Here is an 18031-nt window from a genome sequence, read left to right on the forward strand (position 1 = left end):
GCAATAATGAAAGCCACATCGGAAGAACTGACTATCTTTGTTGCCGTTGTTGAAAGCGGCAGCTTCAGCCGTGCGGCCGAACAGCTCGGGCAGGCGAACTCCGCCATCAGCCGCTCGGTGAAAAAGCTGGAGATGAAGCTCGGAGTGAGTCTGCTTAATAGGACAACGCGGCAGCTCAGCCTGACGGAAGAAGGTGAACGTTATTTTCGACGCGTGCAGTCCGTTTTGCAGGAGATGGCGGCGGCAGAAACGGAAATAATGGAATCGCGCAGCACCCCGCGCGGATTGCTGCGCATCGATGCGGCTACGCCGGTCGTGCTTCATTTTTTGATGCCGCTGATTAAGCCCTTTCGTGAGCGCTACCCGGAGATGACCCTGTCTCTGGTCTCCTCGGAAACGTTTATCAATCTTATTGAGCGTAAAGTGGATGTGGCGATCCGCGCCGGAACCCTGACGGATTCAAGCTTACGCGCTCGCCCTCTGTTCACCAGCTACCGCAAAATTATCGCGTCACCGCAATATATTGCAGAGCATGGTAAACCGGAGACGGTTGAGGAGTTAAGGCAGCATCTGTGTCTGGGCTTTACGGAACCCGTCTCGCTGAACACCTGGCCCGTGGCCTGTCATGACGGACAACTTCATGAGATCACCTGCGGACTTTCGTCTAATAGCGGAGAAACGCTGAAACAGCTTTGTCTTGAAGGAAATGGGATCGCCTGTTTATCAGACTATATGATTGATAAGGAAATAGCTGCGGGTCAGCTTGTAGAACTGATGGCTGACAAACGCTTACCTGTAGAGATGCCTTTTAGCGCAGTGTATTACAGTGACAGAGCGGTAAGTACGCGCATACGCGCTTTTATCGACTTCCTTAGCGAACATATAAAAACAGCTCCCGGAGGAGCTGTGTGAGGGTTTAAAGGTACAGAGGGAGGGTTTTTATTAATCCCAGTCTGGTGCTAACCCTTCCGGGCTGACAAGACGATCGTTGCATTCCAGTGCAGCGATCGCGTTTTTATCTTCATCATCAAGCTGGAGATCCCGCGCTAACAGGTTACTTGCCAGGTTTTCACGTTTGGTTGAAGACGGGATCACGGCATAGCCCTCACCCATCGCCCATGCCAGGATCACCTGTGCGGCTGTCGCATTGTGTTTCTCAGCGATGCGCGCAATCACTTCATCTTTCAGCGCCTTACCATATGCCAGCGTCATGTACGAGGTGATGTGAATACTATGCTGTTTCGCCCAGTCCACGACTTTGCGGTTTTGCAGGTAAGGAGAGAGTTCAATTTGGTTGGTAGCAATATTCTCTTTACCCACTGCGGCGATGGCCCTTTCCATCAACGGGATGGTGAAGTTAGAGATGCCAATTTCACGCGTTAAGCCTTGCTCTTTTGCTTCCAGCAGCGCCTGCATAAACTCTTCCACAGAGACGGCATCATCAGGAGATGGCCAGTGGATCAGCGTCAGATCAACATAGTCAGTACGCAGCTTTTTCAGACTTTCCTTCAGGCTTGGGATCAGCTTGTCTTTGCTGAGATTCTCAATCCAGATTTTAGTGGTGACGAAAAGTTCGTCGCGCGGTACGCCACTCTCTTCGATGGCCTGGCCTACGGCAGCTTCGTTATCATAAATCTGCGCCGTATCAATAGCACGATAGCCCAACTCGAGTGCGGTTTTAACAGATGCAATAACAACATCGTCTTTCAGGCGAAAAGTGCCCAGACCCAGTGCAGGGATAGTCATATGATTCCTCAATCGTTATGTTCGTAAACTGAGGAAGATTATCGCTGTAGTTGTTATGACGAAAAAGATCGTAAAACGCAGAGGATTTTTGCTAATTTCGCAACAATCAAACGACAGATAAGAAAAAAGCCCTGAGCTAACGCTCAGGGCTTTTAATAAGTGGCGGAACGGACGGGACTCGAACCCGCGACCCCCTGCGTGACAGGCAGGTATTCTAACCGACTGAACTACCGCTCCACCGAATACTTCTGTAACCACCGGATTAATGCACCGGCTTACTACTTAATTTGATGCCTGGCAGTTCCCTACTCTCACATGGGGAGACCCCACACTACCATCGGCGCTACGGCGTTTCACTTCTGAGTTCGGCATGGGGTCAGGTGGGACCACCGCGCTAAAGCCGCCAGGCAAATTCTGTTAATCTGTATCAGGCTGAAAATCGTGTCTGTCTCTCGTTCGCCAAAACATCTTCGGCGTTGTAAGGTTAAGCCTCACGGTTCATTAGTATCGGTTAGCTCAACGCATCGCTGCGCTTACACACCCGACCTATCAACGTCGTCGTCTTCAACGTTCCTTCAGGAGACTTAAAGTCTCAGGGAGAACTCATCTCGGGGCAAGTTTCGTGCTTAGATGCTTTCAGCACTTATCTCTTCCGCATTTAGCTACCGGGCAGTGCCATTGGCATGACAACCCGAACACCAGTGATGCGTCCACTCCGGTCCTCTCGTACTAGGAGCAGCCCCCCTCAATTCTCCAGCGCCCACGGCAGATAGGGACCGAACTGTCTCACGACGTTCTAAACCCAGCTCGCGTACCACTTTAAATGGCGAACAGCCATACCCTTGGGACCTACTTCAGCCCCAGGATGTGATGAGCCGACATCGAGGTGCCAAACACCGCCGTCGATATGAACTCTTGGGCGGTATCAGCCTGTTATCCCCGGAGTACCTTTTATCCGTTGAGCGATGGCCCTTCCATTCAGAACCACCGGATCACTATGACCTGCTTTCGCACCTGCTCGCGCCGTCACGCTCGCAGTCAAGCTGGCTTATGCCATTGCACTAACCTCCTGATGTCCGACCAGGATTAGCCAACCTTCGTGCTCCTCCGTTACTCTTTGGGAGGAGACCGCCCCAGTCAAACTACCCACCAGACACTGTCCGCAACCCGGATCACGGGTCTACGTTAGAACACCAGCCATTAAAGGGTGGTATTTCAAGGGCGGCTCCACGCAGACTGGCGTCCACGCTTCAAAGCCTCCCACCTATCCTACACATCAAGGACCAGTGTTCAGTGTCAAGCTATAGTAAAGGTTCACGGGGTCTTTCCGTCTTGCCGCGGGTACACTGCATCTTCACAGCGAGTTCAATTTCACTGAGTCTCGGGTGGAGACAGCCTGGCCATCATTACGCCATTCGTGCAGGTCGGAACTTACCCGACAAGGAATTTCGCTACCTTAGGACCGTTATAGTTACGGCCGCCGTTTACCGGGGCTTCGATCAAGAGCTTCGCGTTGCCGCTAACCCCATCAATTAACCTTCCGGCACCGGGCAGGCGTCACACCGTATACGTCCACTTTCGTGTTTGCACAGTGCTGTGTTTTTAATAAACAGTTGCAGCCAGCTGGTATCTTCGACTGATTTCAGCTCCGCCCGCAGGGGCTTCACCTACATATCAGCGTGCCTTCTCCCGAAGTTACGGCACCATTTTGCCTAGTTCCTTCACCCGAGTTCTCTCAAGCGCCTTGGTATTCTCTACCTGACCACCTGTGTCGGTTTGGGGTACGATTTCGTGTTACCTGATGCTTAGAGGCTTTTCCTGGAAGCAGGGCATTTATCACTTCAGCACCGTAGTGCCTCGTCATCACACCTCAGCGTTAATAAGGTACCGGATTTACCTGGAACCTCCGCCTACATGCTTAAACCGGGACAACCGTCGCCCGGCTGACATAGCCTTCTCCGTCCCCCCTTCGCAGTAACACCAAGTACAGGAATATTAACCTGTTTCCCATCGACTACGCCTTTCGGCCTCGCCTTAGGGGTCGACTCACCCTGCCCCGATTAACGTTGGACAGGAACCCTTGGTCTTCCGGCGAGCGGGCTTTTCACCCGCTTTATCGTTACTTATGTCAGCATTCGCACTTCTGATACCTCCAGCATGCCTCACAGCACACCTTCAACGGCTTACAGAACGCTCCCCTACCCAACAACGCATAAGCGTCGCTGCCGCAGCTTCGGTGCATGGTTTAGCCCCGTTACATCTTCCGCGCAGGCCGACTCGACCAGTGAGCTATTACGCTTTCTTTAAATGATGGCTGCTTCTAAGCCAACATCCTGGCTGTCTGTGCCTTCCCACATCGTTTCCCACTTAACCATGACTTTGGGACCTTAGCTGGCGGTCTGGGTTGTTTCCCTCTTCACGACGGACGTTAGCACCCGCCGTGTGTCTCCCGTGATAACATTCTTCGGTATTCGTAGTTTGCATCGGGTTGGTAAGCCGGGATGGCCCCCTAGCCGAAACAGTGCTCTACCCCCGAAGATGAGTTCACGAGGCGCTACCTAAATAGCTTTCGGGGAGAACCAGCTATCTCCCGGTTTGATTGGCCTTTCACCCCCAGCCACAGGTCATCCGCTAATTTTTCAACATTAGTCGGTTCGGTCCTCCAGTTAGTGTTACCCAACCTTCAACCTGCCCATGGCTAGATCACCGGGTTTCGGGTCTATACCCTGCAACTTAACGCCCAGTTAAGACTCGGTTTCCCTTCGGCTCCCCTATACGGTTAACCTTGCTACAGAATATAAGTCGCTGACCCATTATACAAAAGGTACGCAGTCACACCCGAAGGTGCTCCCACTGCTTGTACGTACACGGTTTCAGGTTCTTTTTCACTCCCCTCGCCGGGGTTCTTTTCGCCTTTCCCTCACGGTACTGGTTCACTATCGGTCAGTCAGGAGTATTTAGCCTTGGAGGATGGTCCCCCCATATTCAGACAGGATACCACGTGTCCCGCCCTACTCTTCGAGTTCACAGCATGTGCATTTTCGTGTACGGGACTATCACCCTGTACCGTCGGACTTTCCAGACCGTTCCACTAACACACAAGCTGATTCAGACTCCGGGCTGCTCCCCGTTCGCTCGCCGCTACTGGGGGAATCTCGGTTGATTTCTTTTCCTCGGGGTACTTAGATGTTTCAGTTCCCCCGGTTCGCCTCGTTAACCTATGTATTCAGTTAACGATAGTGTGTCGGAACACACTGGGTTTCCCCATTCGGACATCGCCGGGTCAAAGGTTCATATCACCTCGCCGGCGCTTTTCGCAGATTAGCACGTCCTTCATCGCCTCTGACTGCCAGGGCATCCACCGTGTACGCTTAGTCGCTTAACCTCACAACCCGAAGATGTTTCACTTCTGATTGCGAAAATTTGAGAGACTCGAACACACATGAGCTGTGTGTCGTTTCAATTTTCAGCTTGATCCAGATTTTTAAAGAGCAAAACTTCGCAGTGCACCTTTTCAGGTTCACTCTGAAGTTTTCTTGTGTTCGCAGCAAAAGATGGTGGAGCTATGCGGGATCGAACCGCAGACCTCCTGCGTGCAAGGCAGGCGCTCTCCCAGCTGAGCTATAGCCCCATCGTAGTCACCTCTGTACCGGTAATTTTTGTTGAGGCAAGGCGTGGTGACACGAAGCATACTCAGGTATGTGAGTGTCGCCGCAACGCAGCATCAGCAAAAATTTGGTAGGCCTGAGTGGACTTGAACCACCGACCTCACCCTTATCAGGGGTGCGCTCTAACCACCTGAGCTACAAGCCTGTAGAGGTTTTTTACTGCTGTTTTTCATCAGACAATCTGTGTGAGCACTGCAAAGGCAGGTTCTTTAAGGTAAGGAGGTGATCCAACCGCAGGTTCCCCTACGGTTACCTTGTTACGACTTCACCCCAGTCATGAATCACAAAGTGGTAAGCGCCCTCCCGAAGGTTAAGCTACCTACTTCTTTTGCAACCCACTCCCATGGTGTGACGGGCGGTGTGTACAAGGCCCGGGAACGTATTCACCGTGGCATTCTGATCCACGATTACTAGCGATTCCGACTTCATGGAGTCGAGTTGCAGACTCCAATCCGGACTACGACGCACTTTATGAGGTCCGCTTGCTCTCGCGAGGTCGCTTCTCTTTGTATGCGCCATTGTAGCACGTGTGTAGCCCTACTCGTAAGGGCCATGATGACTTGACGTCATCCCCACCTTCCTCCAGTTTATCACTGGCAGTCTCCTTTGAGTTCCCGGCCGGACCGCTGGCAACAAAGGATAAGGGTTGCGCTCGTTGCGGGACTTAACCCAACATTTCACAACACGAGCTGACGACAGCCATGCAGCACCTGTCTCAGAGTTCCCGAAGGCACCAATCCATCTCTGGAAAGTTCTCTGGATGTCAAGAGTAGGTAAGGTTCTTCGCGTTGCATCGAATTAAACCACATGCTCCACCGCTTGTGCGGGCCCCCGTCAATTCATTTGAGTTTTAACCTTGCGGCCGTACTCCCCAGGCGGTCGACTTAACGCGTTAGCTCCGGAAGCCACGCCTCAAGGGCACAACCTCCAAGTCGACATCGTTTACGGCGTGGACTACCAGGGTATCTAATCCTGTTTGCTCCCCACGCTTTCGCACCTGAGCGTCAGTCTTTGTCCAGGGGGCCGCCTTCGCCACCGGTATTCCTCCAGATCTCTACGCATTTCACCGCTACACCTGGAATTCTACCCCCCTCTACAAGACTCTAGCCTGCCAGTTTCGAATGCAGTTCCCAGGTTGAGCCCGGGGATTTCACATCCGACTTGACAGACCGCCTGCGTGCGCTTTACGCCCAGTAATTCCGATTAACGCTTGCACCCTCCGTATTACCGCGGCTGCTGGCACGGAGTTAGCCGGTGCTTCTTCTGCGGGTAACGTCAATCGACAAGGTTATTAACCTTATCGCCTTCCTCCCCGCTGAAAGTACTTTACAACCCGAAGGCCTTCTTCATACACGCGGCATGGCTGCATCAGGCTTGCGCCCATTGTGCAATATTCCCCACTGCTGCCTCCCGTAGGAGTCTGGACCGTGTCTCAGTTCCAGTGTGGCTGGTCATCCTCTCAGACCAGCTAGGGATCGTCGCCTAGGTGAGCCGTTACCCCACCTACTAGCTAATCCCATCTGGGCACATCCGATGGCAAGAGGCCCGAAGGTCCCCCTCTTTGGTCTTGCGACGTTATGCGGTATTAGCTACCGTTTCCAGTAGTTATCCCCCTCCATCAGGCAGTTTCCCAGACATTACTCACCCGTCCGCCACTCGTCAGCAAAGCAGCAAGCTGCTTCCTGTTACCGTTCGACTTGCATGTGTTAGGCCTGCCGCCAGCGTTCAATCTGAGCCATGATCAAACTCTTCAATTTAAAAGTTTGATGCTCAATGAATTAAACTTCGTAATGAATTACGTGTTCACTCGTTGAGACTTGGTATTCATTTAGTGTCCGAGGACATTAAGAATCCATGTCACTTTGAGTGCCCACACAGATTGTCTGATAAATTGTTAAAGAGCAGTGCAACGCGGCTTTCGCTCACCGTTGCGAGGTGGCGTATGTTACGCTTTCCTCTTTCAGAGTCAACCCTGATTTTCAGGATTTTTTCTCTTCAACCGACCGGGTTGTTTGTGAAGTGATTCACATCCGCCGTGTCGATGGAGGCGCATTATAGGGAGCCGCCGAGGAATGACAAGCGGAAAAATGCATTTTTATTTCAACCGCTCACCTTTTCGCCAAAACGCCTATTTTTGGTGCTTTTTAATCTCTTTTGGCAGTTCTGCCAGACTAGTTATCACCCAGTCGGCTGCATTTTCTGCTTCTGGGGTGACCGGTTTACCGGTACGCACTAATACTTTGGTACCTACACCTGCCGCCGTTGCTGCCTGCATATCTTCCAGTTTATCGCCCACCATATAAGATGCGGCCATATCAATGTGCAGGAATTCCTTTGCAGAGATAAACATGCCCGGGTGTGGCTTACGGCAATCGCAGGTCTGACGATACGCCTCTACACTTCCCTGCGGGTGATGCGGACAATAATAGATGCCATCAAGATCGACGCCGCGATCGGCCAGAGACCAGTCCATCCATTCCGTCAGCGTCTCGAACTGCGCTTCGGTAAATTTACCCCGGGCGATACCGGACTGGTTAGTTACCACCACCAGCGCATAGCCCATCTCTTTCAACTGGCGCATGGCATCTATTACGCCCTCGATAAATTCGAACTCATCAATCTCATGGACGTAACCGTGATCCACATTAATAGTGCCGTCACGATCGAGAAAAATTGCGGGTACAGATTTTGCCACCGGTTTGCTCCTGAAAAAGGCTTGTTCGGCTAGTATCTCATGAATCGCAGCGCAATAAAGTGCTCATCGCAAAGAGGTGGATTGATTTAGACGTCTGGATGCCTTAACATCCATTTTGTTTACGGTCATTCCCCGTATCTGGCAGAAGAAAATGCCACGGCTAACTTACTTACGATAAAAATAATCTAATGATTAAACTTTCCAATATCACCAAAGTGTTCCAGCAGGGGAACCGAACCATTCAGGCGCTGAACAACGTCAGCCTGCATGTGCCTGCTGGTCAGATTTATGGCGTCATTGGCGCATCGGGTGCAGGTAAAAGTACGCTGATCCGTTGTGTTAACCTGCTTGAGCGCCCAACCCAGGGCAGCGTAGAAGTTGGCGGCCAGGAGCTTACCGCTCTCTCAGAAAAAGAACTCACCAAAGCGCGTCGCCAGATTGGTATGATTTTCCAGCACTTTAACCTGCTGGCCTCACGCACCGTTTTCGGTAACGTTGCGTTACCCCTGGAGCTTGATAACACACCAAAAGAAGAAATTACGCGTCGCGTCACCGAACTGCTCGATCTGGTTGGTCTGGGTGATAAACATGACAGCTACCCGGCAAATCTGTCCGGCGGGCAAAAACAGCGAGTAGCAATCGCTCGCGCGCTGGCAAGCAACCCAAAAGTGCTGCTGTGCGATGAAGCCACCAGCGCATTAGATCCGGCTACCACGCGCTCTATTCTGGAACTGTTAAAAGACATTAACCGTCGTCTGGGCCTGACTATCCTCCTTATTACACATGAAATGGATGTAGTGAAACGTATCTGCGACTGTGTAGCAGTCATCAGCAACGGTGAGCTGATTGAGCAGGACACGGTGAGCGAAGTCTTCTCGCACCCGAAAACGCCGCTGGCTCAGCAGTTCATTCAGTCCACACTGCATCTTGATATTCCGGAAGATTATCTGGAACGTTTAAAAACAGACGCAACGCCTGACAGCGTCCCGATGCTGCGCATGGAGTTCACGGGCCAGTCCGTTGACGCACCGCTGCTGTCCGAAACCGCGCGTCGCTTTAACGTGAATAACAACATTATTAGCGCGCAGATGGACTACGCCGGTGGCGTGAAGTTCGGCATTATGCTGACGGAAATGCACGGCACACAGGAAGAAACCCAGGCGGCAATTGCCTGGCTGCAAGAACATCACGTAAAAGTAGAGGTACTGGGTTATGTCTGAGCCGATGATGTGGCTACTGGTTCGCGGCGTTTGGGAAACGCTGGCAATGACCTTCGTATCGGGCTTCTTTGGTTTTGTGATTGGGCTGCCGGTCGGCGTGTTGCTGTACGTCACGCGCCCGGGTCAAATTATTGAAAACGCGAAGCTGTATCGCACGCTCTCTGCGCTGGTGAACATTTTCCGGTCTATTCCGTTCATTATTCTGCTGGTGTGGATGATTCCGTTTACTCGCGTGATCGTCGGGACGTCGATTGGTTTGCAGGCGGCAATTGTCCCGCTGACAGTAGGCGCGGCACCGTTTATCGCCCGTATGGTGGAAAACGCCCTGCTGGAAATCCCAACAGGCCTGATTGAAGCTTCCCGCGCGATGGGTGCAACACCAATGCAGATCGTGCGCAAAGTACTGCTGCCTGAAGCGCTGCCAGGGCTGGTGAACGCGGCGACCATTACGCTTATCACGCTTGTCGGTTATTCCGCGATGGGCGGTGCCGTAGGTGCAGGCGGTTTAGGCCAGATTGGCTATCAGTACGGCTATATTGGCTATAACGCTACCGTAATGAATACCGTTCTGGTATTGCTGGTTGTGCTGGTTTACTTAATTCAATTCTCTGGCGATCGTATCGTCCGGGCTGTTACGCATAAATAACGTTACAAACAACACAAACTCGACGAGTTAAGGATATAACATGGCGTTTAAATTTAAGACCTTCGCAGCAGTAGGCGCACTGATTGGCTCGCTGGCACTGGTGGGTTGCGGTCAGGACGAAAAAGATCCAAACCACATCAAAGTAGGCGTTATCGTCGGTGCAGAACAGCAGGTTGCTGAGGCCGCGCAGAAAATCGCTAAAGAGAAATATGGCCTGGACGTTGAACTGGTGACCTTCAACGATTACGTTCTGCCGAACGAAGCGCTGAGCAAAGGCGACATTGACGCTAACGCCTTCCAGCATAAACCGTACCTGGATCAGCAGATCAAAGATCGCGGCTACAAACTGGTTGCTGTCGGTAACACCTTCGTTTACCCGATTGCCGGCTACTCCAAGAAAATTAAATCTCTGGATGAACTCCAGCCGGGTTCACAGGTTGCCGTCCCTAACGACCCAACCAACCTTGGCCGTTCCCTGCTTCTGCTACAGAAAGTGGGCCTGATTAAACTGAAAGAAGGCGTTGGCCTGTTACCGACCGTTCTGGACGTAACCGAAAACCCGAAAAATCTGAAAATTGTTGAGCTGGAAGCACCACAGCTGCCACGTTCTCTGGACGATGCGCAGATCGCCCTGGCCGTGATCAACACCACTTACGCCAGCCAGATCGGCCTGACCCCAGCGAAAGATGGCATCTTCGTTGAAGATAAAGATTCCCCGTACGTCAACCTGATCGTGACTCGCGAAGACAACAAAGACGCGGAGAATGTGAAGAAATTCATACAGGCATATCAGTCTGAAGAAGTGTACCAGGAAGCCAATAAGGTGTTTAACGGCGGCGCGGTTAAAGGCTGGTAATCTCCCGGCAGTGTAATATCATCAAGACGGGCATTTGCCCGTCTTGTCATTTGTGCGGTCAACTGCTTCAATATCTGACGTTTTGATTATCCACTGAGGAATTATTATGCGTGCTTTACCGATCTGTCTTTTAGCACTGATGCTGAGCGGCTGTTCTATGCTAAGCAGATCTCCTGTTGAACCTGTTCAAAGCACTGCAACCCCGCCAAAAGCGGAGCCAGCAAAACCGAAAGCGCCTCGCGCTGCGCCGGTACGTATTATTACCAAAGCCGACGAGCTGGTCGGTAAGCCATTCCGTGAACTGGGCGAAGTGAGCGGCGAATCCTGCCAGGCAACGAATCAGGACTCTCCACCCAATATTCCGACAGCCCGCAAGCGTATGCAAATCAACGCGTCGAAAATGAAAGCCAACGCGGTGTTGCTGCACAGCTGTGAAGTCACCAGCGGCACACCAGGTTGCTATCGTCAGGCGGTATGTATCGGTTCTGCGCTTAACATTACGGCGAAATGAGTTCATTTCAGTTCGAGCAGATAGGCGTTATCCGCTCCCCTTATAAAGAAAAGTTCGCCGTGCCGCGTCAGCCGGGTCTGGTCATTCACGGCGGTGGCGAGCTTCATCTTGTCGCGCCGTATAACCAGGCCGATGCAGTGCGCGGGCTTGAGGCGTTCAGCCATTTATGGGTGGTCTTTGTGTTTCACCAGACCATGGAAGGCGGCTGGCGTCCCACTGTGCGTCCTCCTCGTCTGGGCGGAAATGCCAGAATGGGGGTCTTTGCCACCCGCTCAACCTTTCGTCCCAACCCCATCGGAATGTCGCTGGTCGAGCTGAAAGGCATACGTTGTCAGAGAGATCAGGTGATCCTGGAGTTAGGTAGCCTTGACCTGGTTGATGGCACACCGGTCATAGATATTAAGCCTTACCTGCCCTTCGCCGAAGCGCTGCCGGATGCCCGGGCAAGCTATGCTCAGGACGCACCGCAGGCAGATATGCCGGTTCACTTCACGTCTGAAATAACGACGCAAATCAGCGAGCTGGAAAAGCGTTATCCACGTCTGCGTGACTTTATCGTTGAAGTGCTGGCGCAGGACCCCCGTCCCGCCTACCGCAAAGAAGAGGAAGCCGGGAAAACGTACGCCGTCTGGCTGCTGGACTTTAACGTGCGCTGGCGCGTGACTGCGGCGGGTTTTGAAGTGTTTGCCCTGGAACCCAGGTAATTTTGTTCTCCTCTCTTTTGGCATCTTTGCCACACTGGTAAACTAAACCACTTTTTTTGTGTCAGGCTGGTGTTTCAGCCTGTTCCAATCGTCGAAATGGAACCGTAACAACATGCGTACTAGCCAATATCTGCTCTCCACTCTGAAGGAGACACCTGCCGACGCCGAGGTGATCAGCCACCAGCTGATGCTGCGCGCCGGGATGATCCGCAAGCTGGCCTCCGGGTTATACACCTGGCTGCCGACCGGCGTGCGCGTCCTGAAAAAAGTCGAAAACATCGTGCGTGAAGAGATGAACAACGCCGGTGCTATCGAGGTGTTAATGCCGGTCGTTCAGCCCTCTGAACTGTGGCAGGAGAGCGGTCGCTGGGAGCAGTACGGTCCTGAACTGCTGCGTATTGCCGATCGTGGCGATCGTCCATTCGTCCTCGGCCCAACGCATGAAGAAGTGATCACTGACCTGATCCGTAACGAGCTGAGCTCTTACAAACAGCTGCCGCTGAACTTCTTCCAGATCCAGACTAAGTTCCGTGACGAAGTGCGTCCACGCTTTGGCGTCATGCGTTCTCGCGAGTTCCTGATGAAAGATGCTTACTCTTTCCATACTTCTCAGGAATCGCTGCAAGAGACCTACGACAAAATGTACGCGGCCTACAGTAAAATCTTCTCCCGCATGGGGCTGGATTTCCGTGCTGTACAGGCTGATACCGGTTCAATCGGCGGTAGCGCCTCCCATGAATTCCAGGTTCTGGCGCAGAGCGGCGAAGACGATGTGATCTTCTCTGACTCCTCTGATTACGCCGCGAACATCGAATTTGCAGAGGCGCTGGCACCAAAAGAACCACGCGGCGCGGCAACGCAAGAGATGACGCTGGTTGATACGCCAAACGCGAAAACCATCGCCGAGCTGGTTGAGCAGTTTACTCTGCCGATCGAAAAAACCGTGAAAACCCTGCTGGTGAAATCGGCTGAAGGTAGCGCTTATCCACTGGTTGCCCTGCTGGTACGAGGCGATCACGAGCTGAACGAAGTGAAAGCCGAGAAGCTGCCGCAGGTTGCCAGCCCGCTGACCTTCGCAACGGAAGCGGAGATCCGCGCCGTGGTGAATGCAGGTCCTGGTTCTCTGGGCCCGGTGAACATGCCTGTTCCGGTGGTCATTGACCGCACCGTTGCGGCGATGAGCGACTTCGCTGCGGGCGCAAACATCGACGGTAAACACTACTTCGGCATCAACTGGGATCGGGACGTGGCGACGCCGGAAGTGGCTGACATCCGTAACGTGGTCGCAGGCGATCCAAGCCCGGACGGCAAGGGTACCCTGATGATCAAACGCGGTATCGAAGTAGGCCACATCTTCCAGCTGGGCGATAAGTACTCACGCGCAATGAACGCTGCCGTTCAGGGCGAAGATGGTCGTAACCAGGTTCTAACCATGGGCTGCTACGGCATTGGCGTAACGCGCGTTGTTGCTGCCGCTATCGAGCAGAACTATGACGAACGCGGAATCGTCTGGCCGGATAACATCGCGCCGTTCCAGGTAGCGATCCTGCCAATGAACATGCACAAGTCTTACCGCGTGCAGGAGCTGGCTGAGAAACTCTACGCTGAGCTGAGCGCGAAAGGTATCGACGTGCTGATGGATGACCGTAAAGAGCGTCCTGGCGTGATGTTTGCTGACATGGAACTGATCGGTATTCCACATACCATCGTCATTGGCGACCGTAACCTCGACAGTGACGAGATTGAATACAAGTACCGTCGCAACGGCGAAAAACAGATGATCAAGACGGGCGATATTCTTGATTACCTGGTGAAAGCCATCAAAGGTTAAGAAACAAAAAACCCCGCCAGTGCGGGGTTTTTTAATGGCTATATCTTATTTGCTTTCGCAGTCTTTCCCCGTAGCAAACTTCGCGTCTTTATCAGCCACCAGCGTTTTCACCAGCTCGCCGCTATCCGGGTTTGGCTCCAGCGTAAAATGCCCTTCAACCGTCAGCAACACTGGCTTACTGTCGTTGCCGCGCGCGACGGCATAGTCTCGCTCCAGCTGGGCATTGTTCGCCACGCTGACTTTCTTCCCGGTTGCACAGTCAGTGAAGATCGCCGCATCCGCCATGTAGAAATACATTCCTCGCATCGCCATTGGGGTGGCTGGCAGGGTCGCTTTCACCGGGGCCAACGTGTAGTTGAACTGGGATTCAATCGGATTGCCTTCGCGATCGAGCATCTCCATCCCCTCGCCTTTGGCGCGGAAGAAGGTTTTATCGCCCGTGGTATCCGTCAATACCAGCTTCTCAGCCGTACGCGCCCATGTTCCGTAAGATGCAAAAGAAGACGGTTCTTTCGCCCCCTGGTAACGCTGGTTCATGACCCAGGTGCCATCTTTTTGCAGGAACAGAGAGGTTTCGATGCCCTCGCAATCTGCACACGGTAATACGCCGCGCCAGCTTTGCTGCATCGGCTTTAATTCTTCATTTTGCGTTGGCTGTAGTACCTGCGTTTCCGAACGGTTATTACAGCCAAAAAGCGCAAACAGGCTTGTCACGGCCAGCGCTGATAATAATGCTTTTTTCACAATACTTTCCTTATGAAAAGGGTATCCCTTTCGTCACATTATGGGTGACGGACTTTGCCACGCAGTGATTTTACGGTGGATTTCTGCGCCTTCGATGACAACCGACGTTCTTTCGATGCCCGCGTTGGACGTGTTGCCCGGCGACTTTTTTGTACAGCCGTCAGCTCTTTGATGACCGCGACCAGCCGGGCAATTGCCGCTTCCCGGTTAAGCTCCTGGCTGCGAAACTCCTGCGCTTTAATCACTATCACACCCTCGCTGGTGATCAGGTGATGGCTGGCGGCAAGCAGGCTTTCTTTATAATACTCTGGCAGGCTGGAGGCCCGAATGTCAAAGCGCAAATGGATAGCCGTTGAGGCCTTGTTAACGTGCTGCCCCCCTGCGCCCTGGGCCCGGATAGCGGTGATCTCCAGCTCGTTATCAGGGATGCTGACATTTCGGGACAATACAATCATGATGCGGGCTGCCAGGCCGTGAGATGAATTTCCAGATTATTCTGAGAATCGGAAAGCCAGATGGCACCGTCCTGAATTGTTGCCTGTAGCGCCATCGTCCGGCTGGCGAACGCACTCAGCTGCGCCAGCTGTTCATCATCCAGATACCAGACGGTAAGATTTTTGAACTGCGCACATTTATTTTTATTTTGTTGCCACCAGATCTCCGCCGCGCGCTGGTTGTAGGCAAACAACGCCACTTCAGCAGACTGGGTGCAGGCCTTTTTGATCCGGCGTTCATCCGGCAGGCCAAGCTCAATCCATAAATCGATACCCAGATGATCGTTGCGCAGCCAGGCTTCCGGTTCATCTTCCGCGCTTAAACCACGGGTAAATTGCAGACGCTCGTCGGCATACTTAATCCACGCCAGCAGGCGCAGCATCATGCGCTCCTGGGTTTCAGAAGGGTGACGCGCAAGCGTCAATGACGCATCCAGAAACTGGTTACGGTCAAGATCCGCCACATTGACCACAGCTTTATAAATAGTCGCTTTCAGCGCCATGAGAGAACTCCTTTCGAATCAGGCGTACATTGTAGCGAAAACCGCGGCAAAAGGCTGTTACGAGGTGGTGGCTAACTCTTATCAAGGCGCTGATATTGCTTAAATGAGTATGGTATAGTCACCTTGCTAAACCGAGTTTAACTTCGTAGGCTTAATGATATCTCACAGTAAGTCAGTACGCTGGCAGGAGGTGATGTGAATAATTATTGTGAGTTGATTCGCAGACGGTATGCGGAGATCGCCAGCGGAGATCTGGGGTACATTCCGGATGCGTTGGGCTGTGTATTGAACGTGCTAAATGAAGTGGCCTCTGATGAGAGCCTTTCTGAATCGGTCAGGGAAAAAGCAGCGTATGCTGCGGCGAATTTACTGGTGAGCGATTATGTCGATGAATGATACTTATCAACCCATCAATTGTGATGACTATGACAACCTCGAACTCGCCTGCCAGCATCATTTAATACTGACGCTGGAGCTAAAAGATGGCGAAGTGCTAAAGGCAAAGGCCAGCGATCTGGTTTCCCGTAAAAATGTGGAATACCTGGTTGTGGAAGATGCAGGTGCAACGCGTGAGCTACGCCTCGACAAAATTGCCAGTTTCAGCCATCCGGAAATCGGCACCGTCGTGGTGAGCGAATCCTGATAACCAACGGGCAGCCAGGCTGCCCGTTACGCTTTCCATTCAAAATTAACACCCGCTTCAGCCCACCCCTCTTCAGTGATGAACACCCCTGCCGCCGCGATGAGCGTGTCGCCGTAAAACAGAAGCGGCGTGGTATCACGTCGCCAGGGCGGAACGTTCTGTTCCTGCCAGATTTTCTTCAGCTTACGCCCGCCGTTACGACCGACGATATGCAGCATGCCGCTGGCCCTGAAGCGTATGGTAACGTTCTCGTCCGGCTCAGGTAGACGCACATTGCCCGAATGACTTAACGCAACGACACCGGCATTCATCGGTAGCGTTAATGCTTTTTCCGGCGACGGCCAGTCGAGCACAACGTCAGCCAGCGACGGCACAGATTTTACCCACCAGAGTTGCCCTTTATAACGCCTGACGTCATAACCATTCAGGTGTATACATGGTGCGGCATCTTCCCTCGCCTGTGCAACTTCCTCCCAGATACGGTTGAGCATCGCCCGGGACGGCATAACCGCACGGTGGTAAGCCAGCCAGCGGCGAATCAGAGCAGCCCGACGCACGGGGCTCATCACCTTCAACGGCGCAACGTTCAGGGCACCGTCAGCGGTAATCAGTGTATTCAGCTCCCCGCTCAGCAACTCATCCAGCAAGCTTTCCTGTTCAGCACACAGCATGGCGCTTCTGGCCGCCGCTTCGGAAAAATGCGCCCAGCGCTCACTCAGCAGCGGTAAGACGCGCAGGCGCAGGAAGTTACGGTCGTAACTGTCGTCCTGATTGCTGTCGTCTTCAATCCAGCACAGATGATGCTGCTGCGCCCAGGCTTCCAGTGATGCGCGCGTCTCACCCAGCAGCGGGCGGATGAGCTCTGTTTCAGCAAAATCAGCGCGCTCAGGCATGGCGGATAAACCCGCAGGCCCGCTGCCCCGCTTGAGCGCCAGTAAAAACGTCTCGCACTGGTCGTCCAGATGCTGCGCGGTGACCAACGCTTCTCCAGGCTGTAATGCGCCAGAAAACGCGGCGTAGCGGGCTTTCCGCGCCTGCGCCTCAATACCCAGCCCCTCATCCTCAAGCGTGACGCGTTCAACGATCAGCGGGATCTCCCACCCTGAGCACACCGCTTCGCAGTGCGCCACCCAGTCGTCGGCATGGGGGCTTAAGCCGTGATGGATATGCATCGCCCGCAGCTGGACGTCAGGCTCACGGTCGCGCCAGAGCTTAAGGCGGTGCAGCAAAACGGTGGAATCCAGGCCACCGCTGAACCCCACCAGCAGCTGGCGGTAGGGTGAAACGGCGTGCGCGATAGCGGGTAAGGTCATAGGAAATTACACATAAAAAATGCCCGAACTGAACGGGCATTATCACACATGACGGCGATTACTGCTGATAAAGCTCCAGCGGCAGGCCGTCCGGATCGTTGAAAAAAGTGAAACGTTTATCGGTAAAGGGATCGACACGAATCGCTTCGCAGGCCACGCCGTGGGCTTCCAGATGTTTTACCGCGCTGTCCAGGTCATCGACGCTGAAGGCCAGGTGGCGCAGGCCGCAGGCTTCCGGGCGTGAAGGACGCGCTGGCGGGAAAGGAAAAGAGAACAGCTCAATCACATATTGACCGTTTAACGCCAGATCGCCTTTCCAGGAGTCGCGCTCCTCACGGTAGGCCTCGCTCAACAGCGTAAAGCCGAGAACGTCGCAGTAGAATGCCTTACTTTTCGCATAATCGGTGGCAATGATCGCAATATGATGAACCGCTTTTAAACCCAGCATAGTTTCTCC

At 53.1% G+C, this 18031-nt stretch carries 16 protein-coding genes, 3 tRNA genes and 3 rRNA genes; 9 read left to right on the forward strand and 13 right to left on the reverse strand.

The window, feature by feature from the left end; genetic code table 11:
- Positions 1–6: 6 nt before the first annotated feature.
- Entirely contained in the window at positions 7–912 is a 906-nt protein-coding gene (gene yafC, locus AM329_RS12920) for a DNA-binding transcriptional regulator YafC (protein WP_003863251.1), read from the forward strand.
- Positions 913–942: 30 nt separating this feature from the next.
- Here yafC and dkgB read toward each other — a convergent pair whose 3' ends face one another.
- The 8 genes from dkgB to gmhB all read right to left on the reverse strand — a co-directional run bounded on the left by dkgB (position 943) and on the right by gmhB (position 8109).
- Positions 943–1746: a 2,5-didehydrogluconate reductase DkgB gene (gene dkgB / locus AM329_RS12925; RefSeq protein ID WP_023315437.1), complete on the reverse strand. Its 804-nt coding sequence runs from the start codon at positions 1744–1746 to the stop codon at positions 943–945.
- A 160-nt stretch (positions 1747–1906) separates the two neighbouring features.
- Positions 1907–1983 (reverse strand) — tRNA-Asp (locus AM329_RS12930).
- A 55-nt stretch (positions 1984–2038) separates the two neighbouring features.
- Positions 2039–2154: ribosomal RNA gene (gene rrf, locus AM329_RS12935) — 5S ribosomal RNA — on the reverse strand.
- Between the two features lie 72 nt (positions 2155–2226).
- Positions 2227–5131, reverse strand: a 23S ribosomal RNA gene (locus AM329_RS12940).
- Positions 5132–5301: 170 nt separating this feature from the next.
- Positions 5302–5377 (reverse strand) — tRNA-Ala (locus AM329_RS12945).
- A gap of 105 nt (positions 5378–5482) precedes the next feature.
- A tRNA-Ile gene (locus AM329_RS12950) sits at positions 5483–5559 on the reverse strand.
- Between the two features lie 70 nt (positions 5560–5629).
- Positions 5630–7171, reverse strand: a 16S ribosomal RNA gene (locus AM329_RS12955).
- Together the 16S, 23S and 5S rRNA genes with 3 tRNA genes alongside form the textbook arrangement of a ribosomal RNA operon.
- A gap of 371 nt (positions 7172–7542) precedes the next feature.
- A complete protein-coding gene (gene gmhB, locus AM329_RS12965; RefSeq protein WP_032608554.1) occupies positions 7543–8109 on the reverse strand; it encodes a D-glycero-beta-D-manno-heptose 1,7-bisphosphate 7-phosphatase in 567 nt (188 codons plus the stop codon).
- 188 nt (positions 8110–8297) lie between these two features.
- On the opposite strand from gmhB, the gene metN reads away from it, so the two are divergent.
- The 6 genes from metN (at position 8298) to proS (ending at position 13877) form a co-directional block, all read left to right on the forward strand.
- Complete coding sequence (gene metN, locus AM329_RS12970) at positions 8298–9329, forward strand: methionine ABC transporter ATP-binding protein MetN (protein WP_032608553.1); 1032 nt, start codon at positions 8298–8300, stop codon at positions 9327–9329.
- Positions 9322–9975, forward strand: a complete 654-nt coding sequence (locus tag AM329_RS12975) for a methionine ABC transporter permease MetI (RefSeq protein WP_003856130.1) — start codon at positions 9322–9324, stop codon at positions 9973–9975. The genes metN and AM329_RS12975 overlap by 8 nt, the downstream gene beginning before the upstream one ends.
- 40 nt (positions 9976–10015) lie before the next feature.
- On the forward strand, positions 10016–10831 hold the full coding sequence (metQ, locus tag AM329_RS12980) for a methionine ABC transporter substrate-binding lipoprotein MetQ (protein ID WP_003856132.1): 816 nt from the start codon (positions 10016–10018) through the stop codon (positions 10829–10831).
- A gap of 106 nt (positions 10832–10937) precedes the next feature.
- Positions 10938–11342, forward strand: a complete 405-nt coding sequence (gene rcsF, locus AM329_RS12985; RefSeq protein ID WP_003856133.1) for an Rcs stress response system protein RcsF — start codon at positions 10938–10940, stop codon at positions 11340–11342.
- Positions 11339–12046 carry a tRNA (N6-threonylcarbamoyladenosine(37)-N6)-methyltransferase TrmO gene (gene tsaA / locus AM329_RS12990; protein ID WP_003856135.1) on the forward strand — a complete coding sequence of 236 codons (708 nt, stop codon included), beginning with the start codon at positions 11339–11341 and terminating at the stop codon, positions 12044–12046. The genes rcsF and tsaA overlap by 4 nt, the downstream gene beginning before the upstream one ends.
- A gap of 112 nt (positions 12047–12158) precedes the next feature.
- Positions 12159–13877, forward strand: coding sequence for a proline--tRNA ligase (gene proS, locus AM329_RS12995; protein ID WP_003856138.1), 1719 nt, complete (start codon positions 12159–12161; stop codon positions 13875–13877).
- A 45-nt stretch (positions 13878–13922) separates the two neighbouring features.
- On the opposite strand, the gene nlpE is transcribed toward proS, so the two are convergent.
- The 3 genes from nlpE to AM329_RS13010 are packed head-to-tail and all read right to left on the reverse strand — an operon-like array spanning position 13923 to position 15618.
- Positions 13923–14621, reverse strand: coding sequence for an envelope stress response activation lipoprotein NlpE (gene nlpE / locus AM329_RS13000; RefSeq protein WP_032608552.1), 699 nt, complete (start codon positions 14619–14621; stop codon positions 13923–13925).
- A gap of 38 nt (positions 14622–14659) precedes the next feature.
- Positions 14660–15076, reverse strand: a complete 417-nt coding sequence (gene arfB, locus AM329_RS13005; protein ID WP_032608551.1) for an alternative ribosome rescue aminoacyl-tRNA hydrolase ArfB — start codon at positions 15074–15076, stop codon at positions 14660–14662.
- Positions 15073–15618 carry a YaeQ family protein gene (locus AM329_RS13010; RefSeq protein WP_003856144.1) on the reverse strand — a complete coding sequence of 182 codons (546 nt, stop codon included), beginning with the start codon at positions 15616–15618 and terminating at the stop codon, positions 15073–15075. The genes arfB and AM329_RS13010 overlap by 4 nt, the downstream gene beginning before the upstream one ends.
- 195 nt (positions 15619–15813) lie before the next feature.
- Between AM329_RS13010 and AM329_RS13015 the strand changes: the two genes are divergently transcribed.
- Positions 15814–16014, forward strand: a complete 201-nt coding sequence (locus AM329_RS13015) for a YaeP family protein (protein WP_003856146.1) — start codon at positions 15814–15816, stop codon at positions 16012–16014.
- Entirely contained in the window at positions 16001–16261 is a 261-nt protein-coding gene (gene rof / locus AM329_RS13020; protein ID WP_003856148.1) for a Rho-binding antiterminator, read from the forward strand. Before AM329_RS13015 ends, rof begins: the two co-directional genes overlap by 14 nt.
- A gap of 26 nt (positions 16262–16287) precedes the next feature.
- On the opposite strand, the gene tilS is transcribed toward rof, so the two are convergent.
- Together tilS and AM329_RS13030 are read right to left on the reverse strand one after the other, a co-directional pair.
- Complete coding sequence (tilS, locus tag AM329_RS13025; protein WP_023324181.1) at positions 16288–17574, reverse strand: tRNA lysidine(34) synthetase TilS; 1287 nt, start codon at positions 17572–17574, stop codon at positions 16288–16290.
- A 58-nt stretch (positions 17575–17632) separates the two neighbouring features.
- A complete protein-coding gene (locus tag AM329_RS13030; protein WP_003856151.1) occupies positions 17633–18022 on the reverse strand; it encodes a VOC family protein in 390 nt (129 codons plus the stop codon).
- Positions 18023–18031 lie beyond the last annotated feature (9 nt).

Source organism: Enterobacter cloacae complex sp. AR_0002 (assembly GCF_001922365.1).
Taxonomy (GTDB): domain Bacteria; phylum Pseudomonadota; class Gammaproteobacteria; order Enterobacterales; family Enterobacteriaceae; genus Enterobacter; species Enterobacter hormaechei_C.

Excerpts from the sequence above, each read along its gene's own strand:
- yafC (WP_003863251.1), top strand. The coding sequence starts at position 7 with ATGAAAGCCACATCGGAAGAACTGACTATCTTTGTTGCCGTTGTTGAA.
- dkgB (WP_023315437.1), bottom strand. The coding sequence starts at position 1,746 with ATGACTATCCCTGCACTGGGTCTGGGCACTTTTCGCCTGAAAGACGAT.
- metN (WP_032608553.1), top strand. The coding sequence starts at position 8,298 with ATGATTAAACTTTCCAATATCACCAAAGTGTTCCAGCAGGGGAACCGA.
- AM329_RS12975 (WP_003856130.1), top strand. The coding sequence starts at position 9,322 with ATGTCTGAGCCGATGATGTGGCTACTGGTTCGCGGCGTTTGGGAAACG.
- metQ (WP_003856132.1), top strand. The coding sequence starts at position 10,016 with ATGGCGTTTAAATTTAAGACCTTCGCAGCAGTAGGCGCACTGATTGGC.
- rcsF (WP_003856133.1), top strand. The coding sequence starts at position 10,938 with ATGCGTGCTTTACCGATCTGTCTTTTAGCACTGATGCTGAGCGGCTGT.
- tsaA (WP_003856135.1), top strand. The coding sequence starts at position 11,339 with ATGAGTTCATTTCAGTTCGAGCAGATAGGCGTTATCCGCTCCCCTTAT.
- proS (WP_003856138.1), top strand. The coding sequence starts at position 12,159 with ATGCGTACTAGCCAATATCTGCTCTCCACTCTGAAGGAGACACCTGCC.
- arfB (WP_032608551.1), bottom strand. The coding sequence starts at position 15,076 with ATGATTGTATTGTCCCGAAATGTCAGCATCCCTGATAACGAGCTGGAG.
- AM329_RS13010 (WP_003856144.1), bottom strand. The coding sequence starts at position 15,618 with ATGGCGCTGAAAGCGACTATTTATAAAGCTGTGGTCAATGTGGCGGAT.
- rof (WP_003856148.1), top strand. The coding sequence starts at position 16,001 with ATGTCGATGAATGATACTTATCAACCCATCAATTGTGATGACTATGAC.
- tilS (WP_023324181.1), bottom strand. The coding sequence starts at position 17,574 with ATGACCTTACCCGCTATCGCGCACGCCGTTTCACCCTACCGCCAGCTG.
- AM329_RS13030 (WP_003856151.1), bottom strand. The coding sequence starts at position 18,022 with ATGCTGGGTTTAAAAGCGGTTCATCATATTGCGATCATTGCCACCGAT.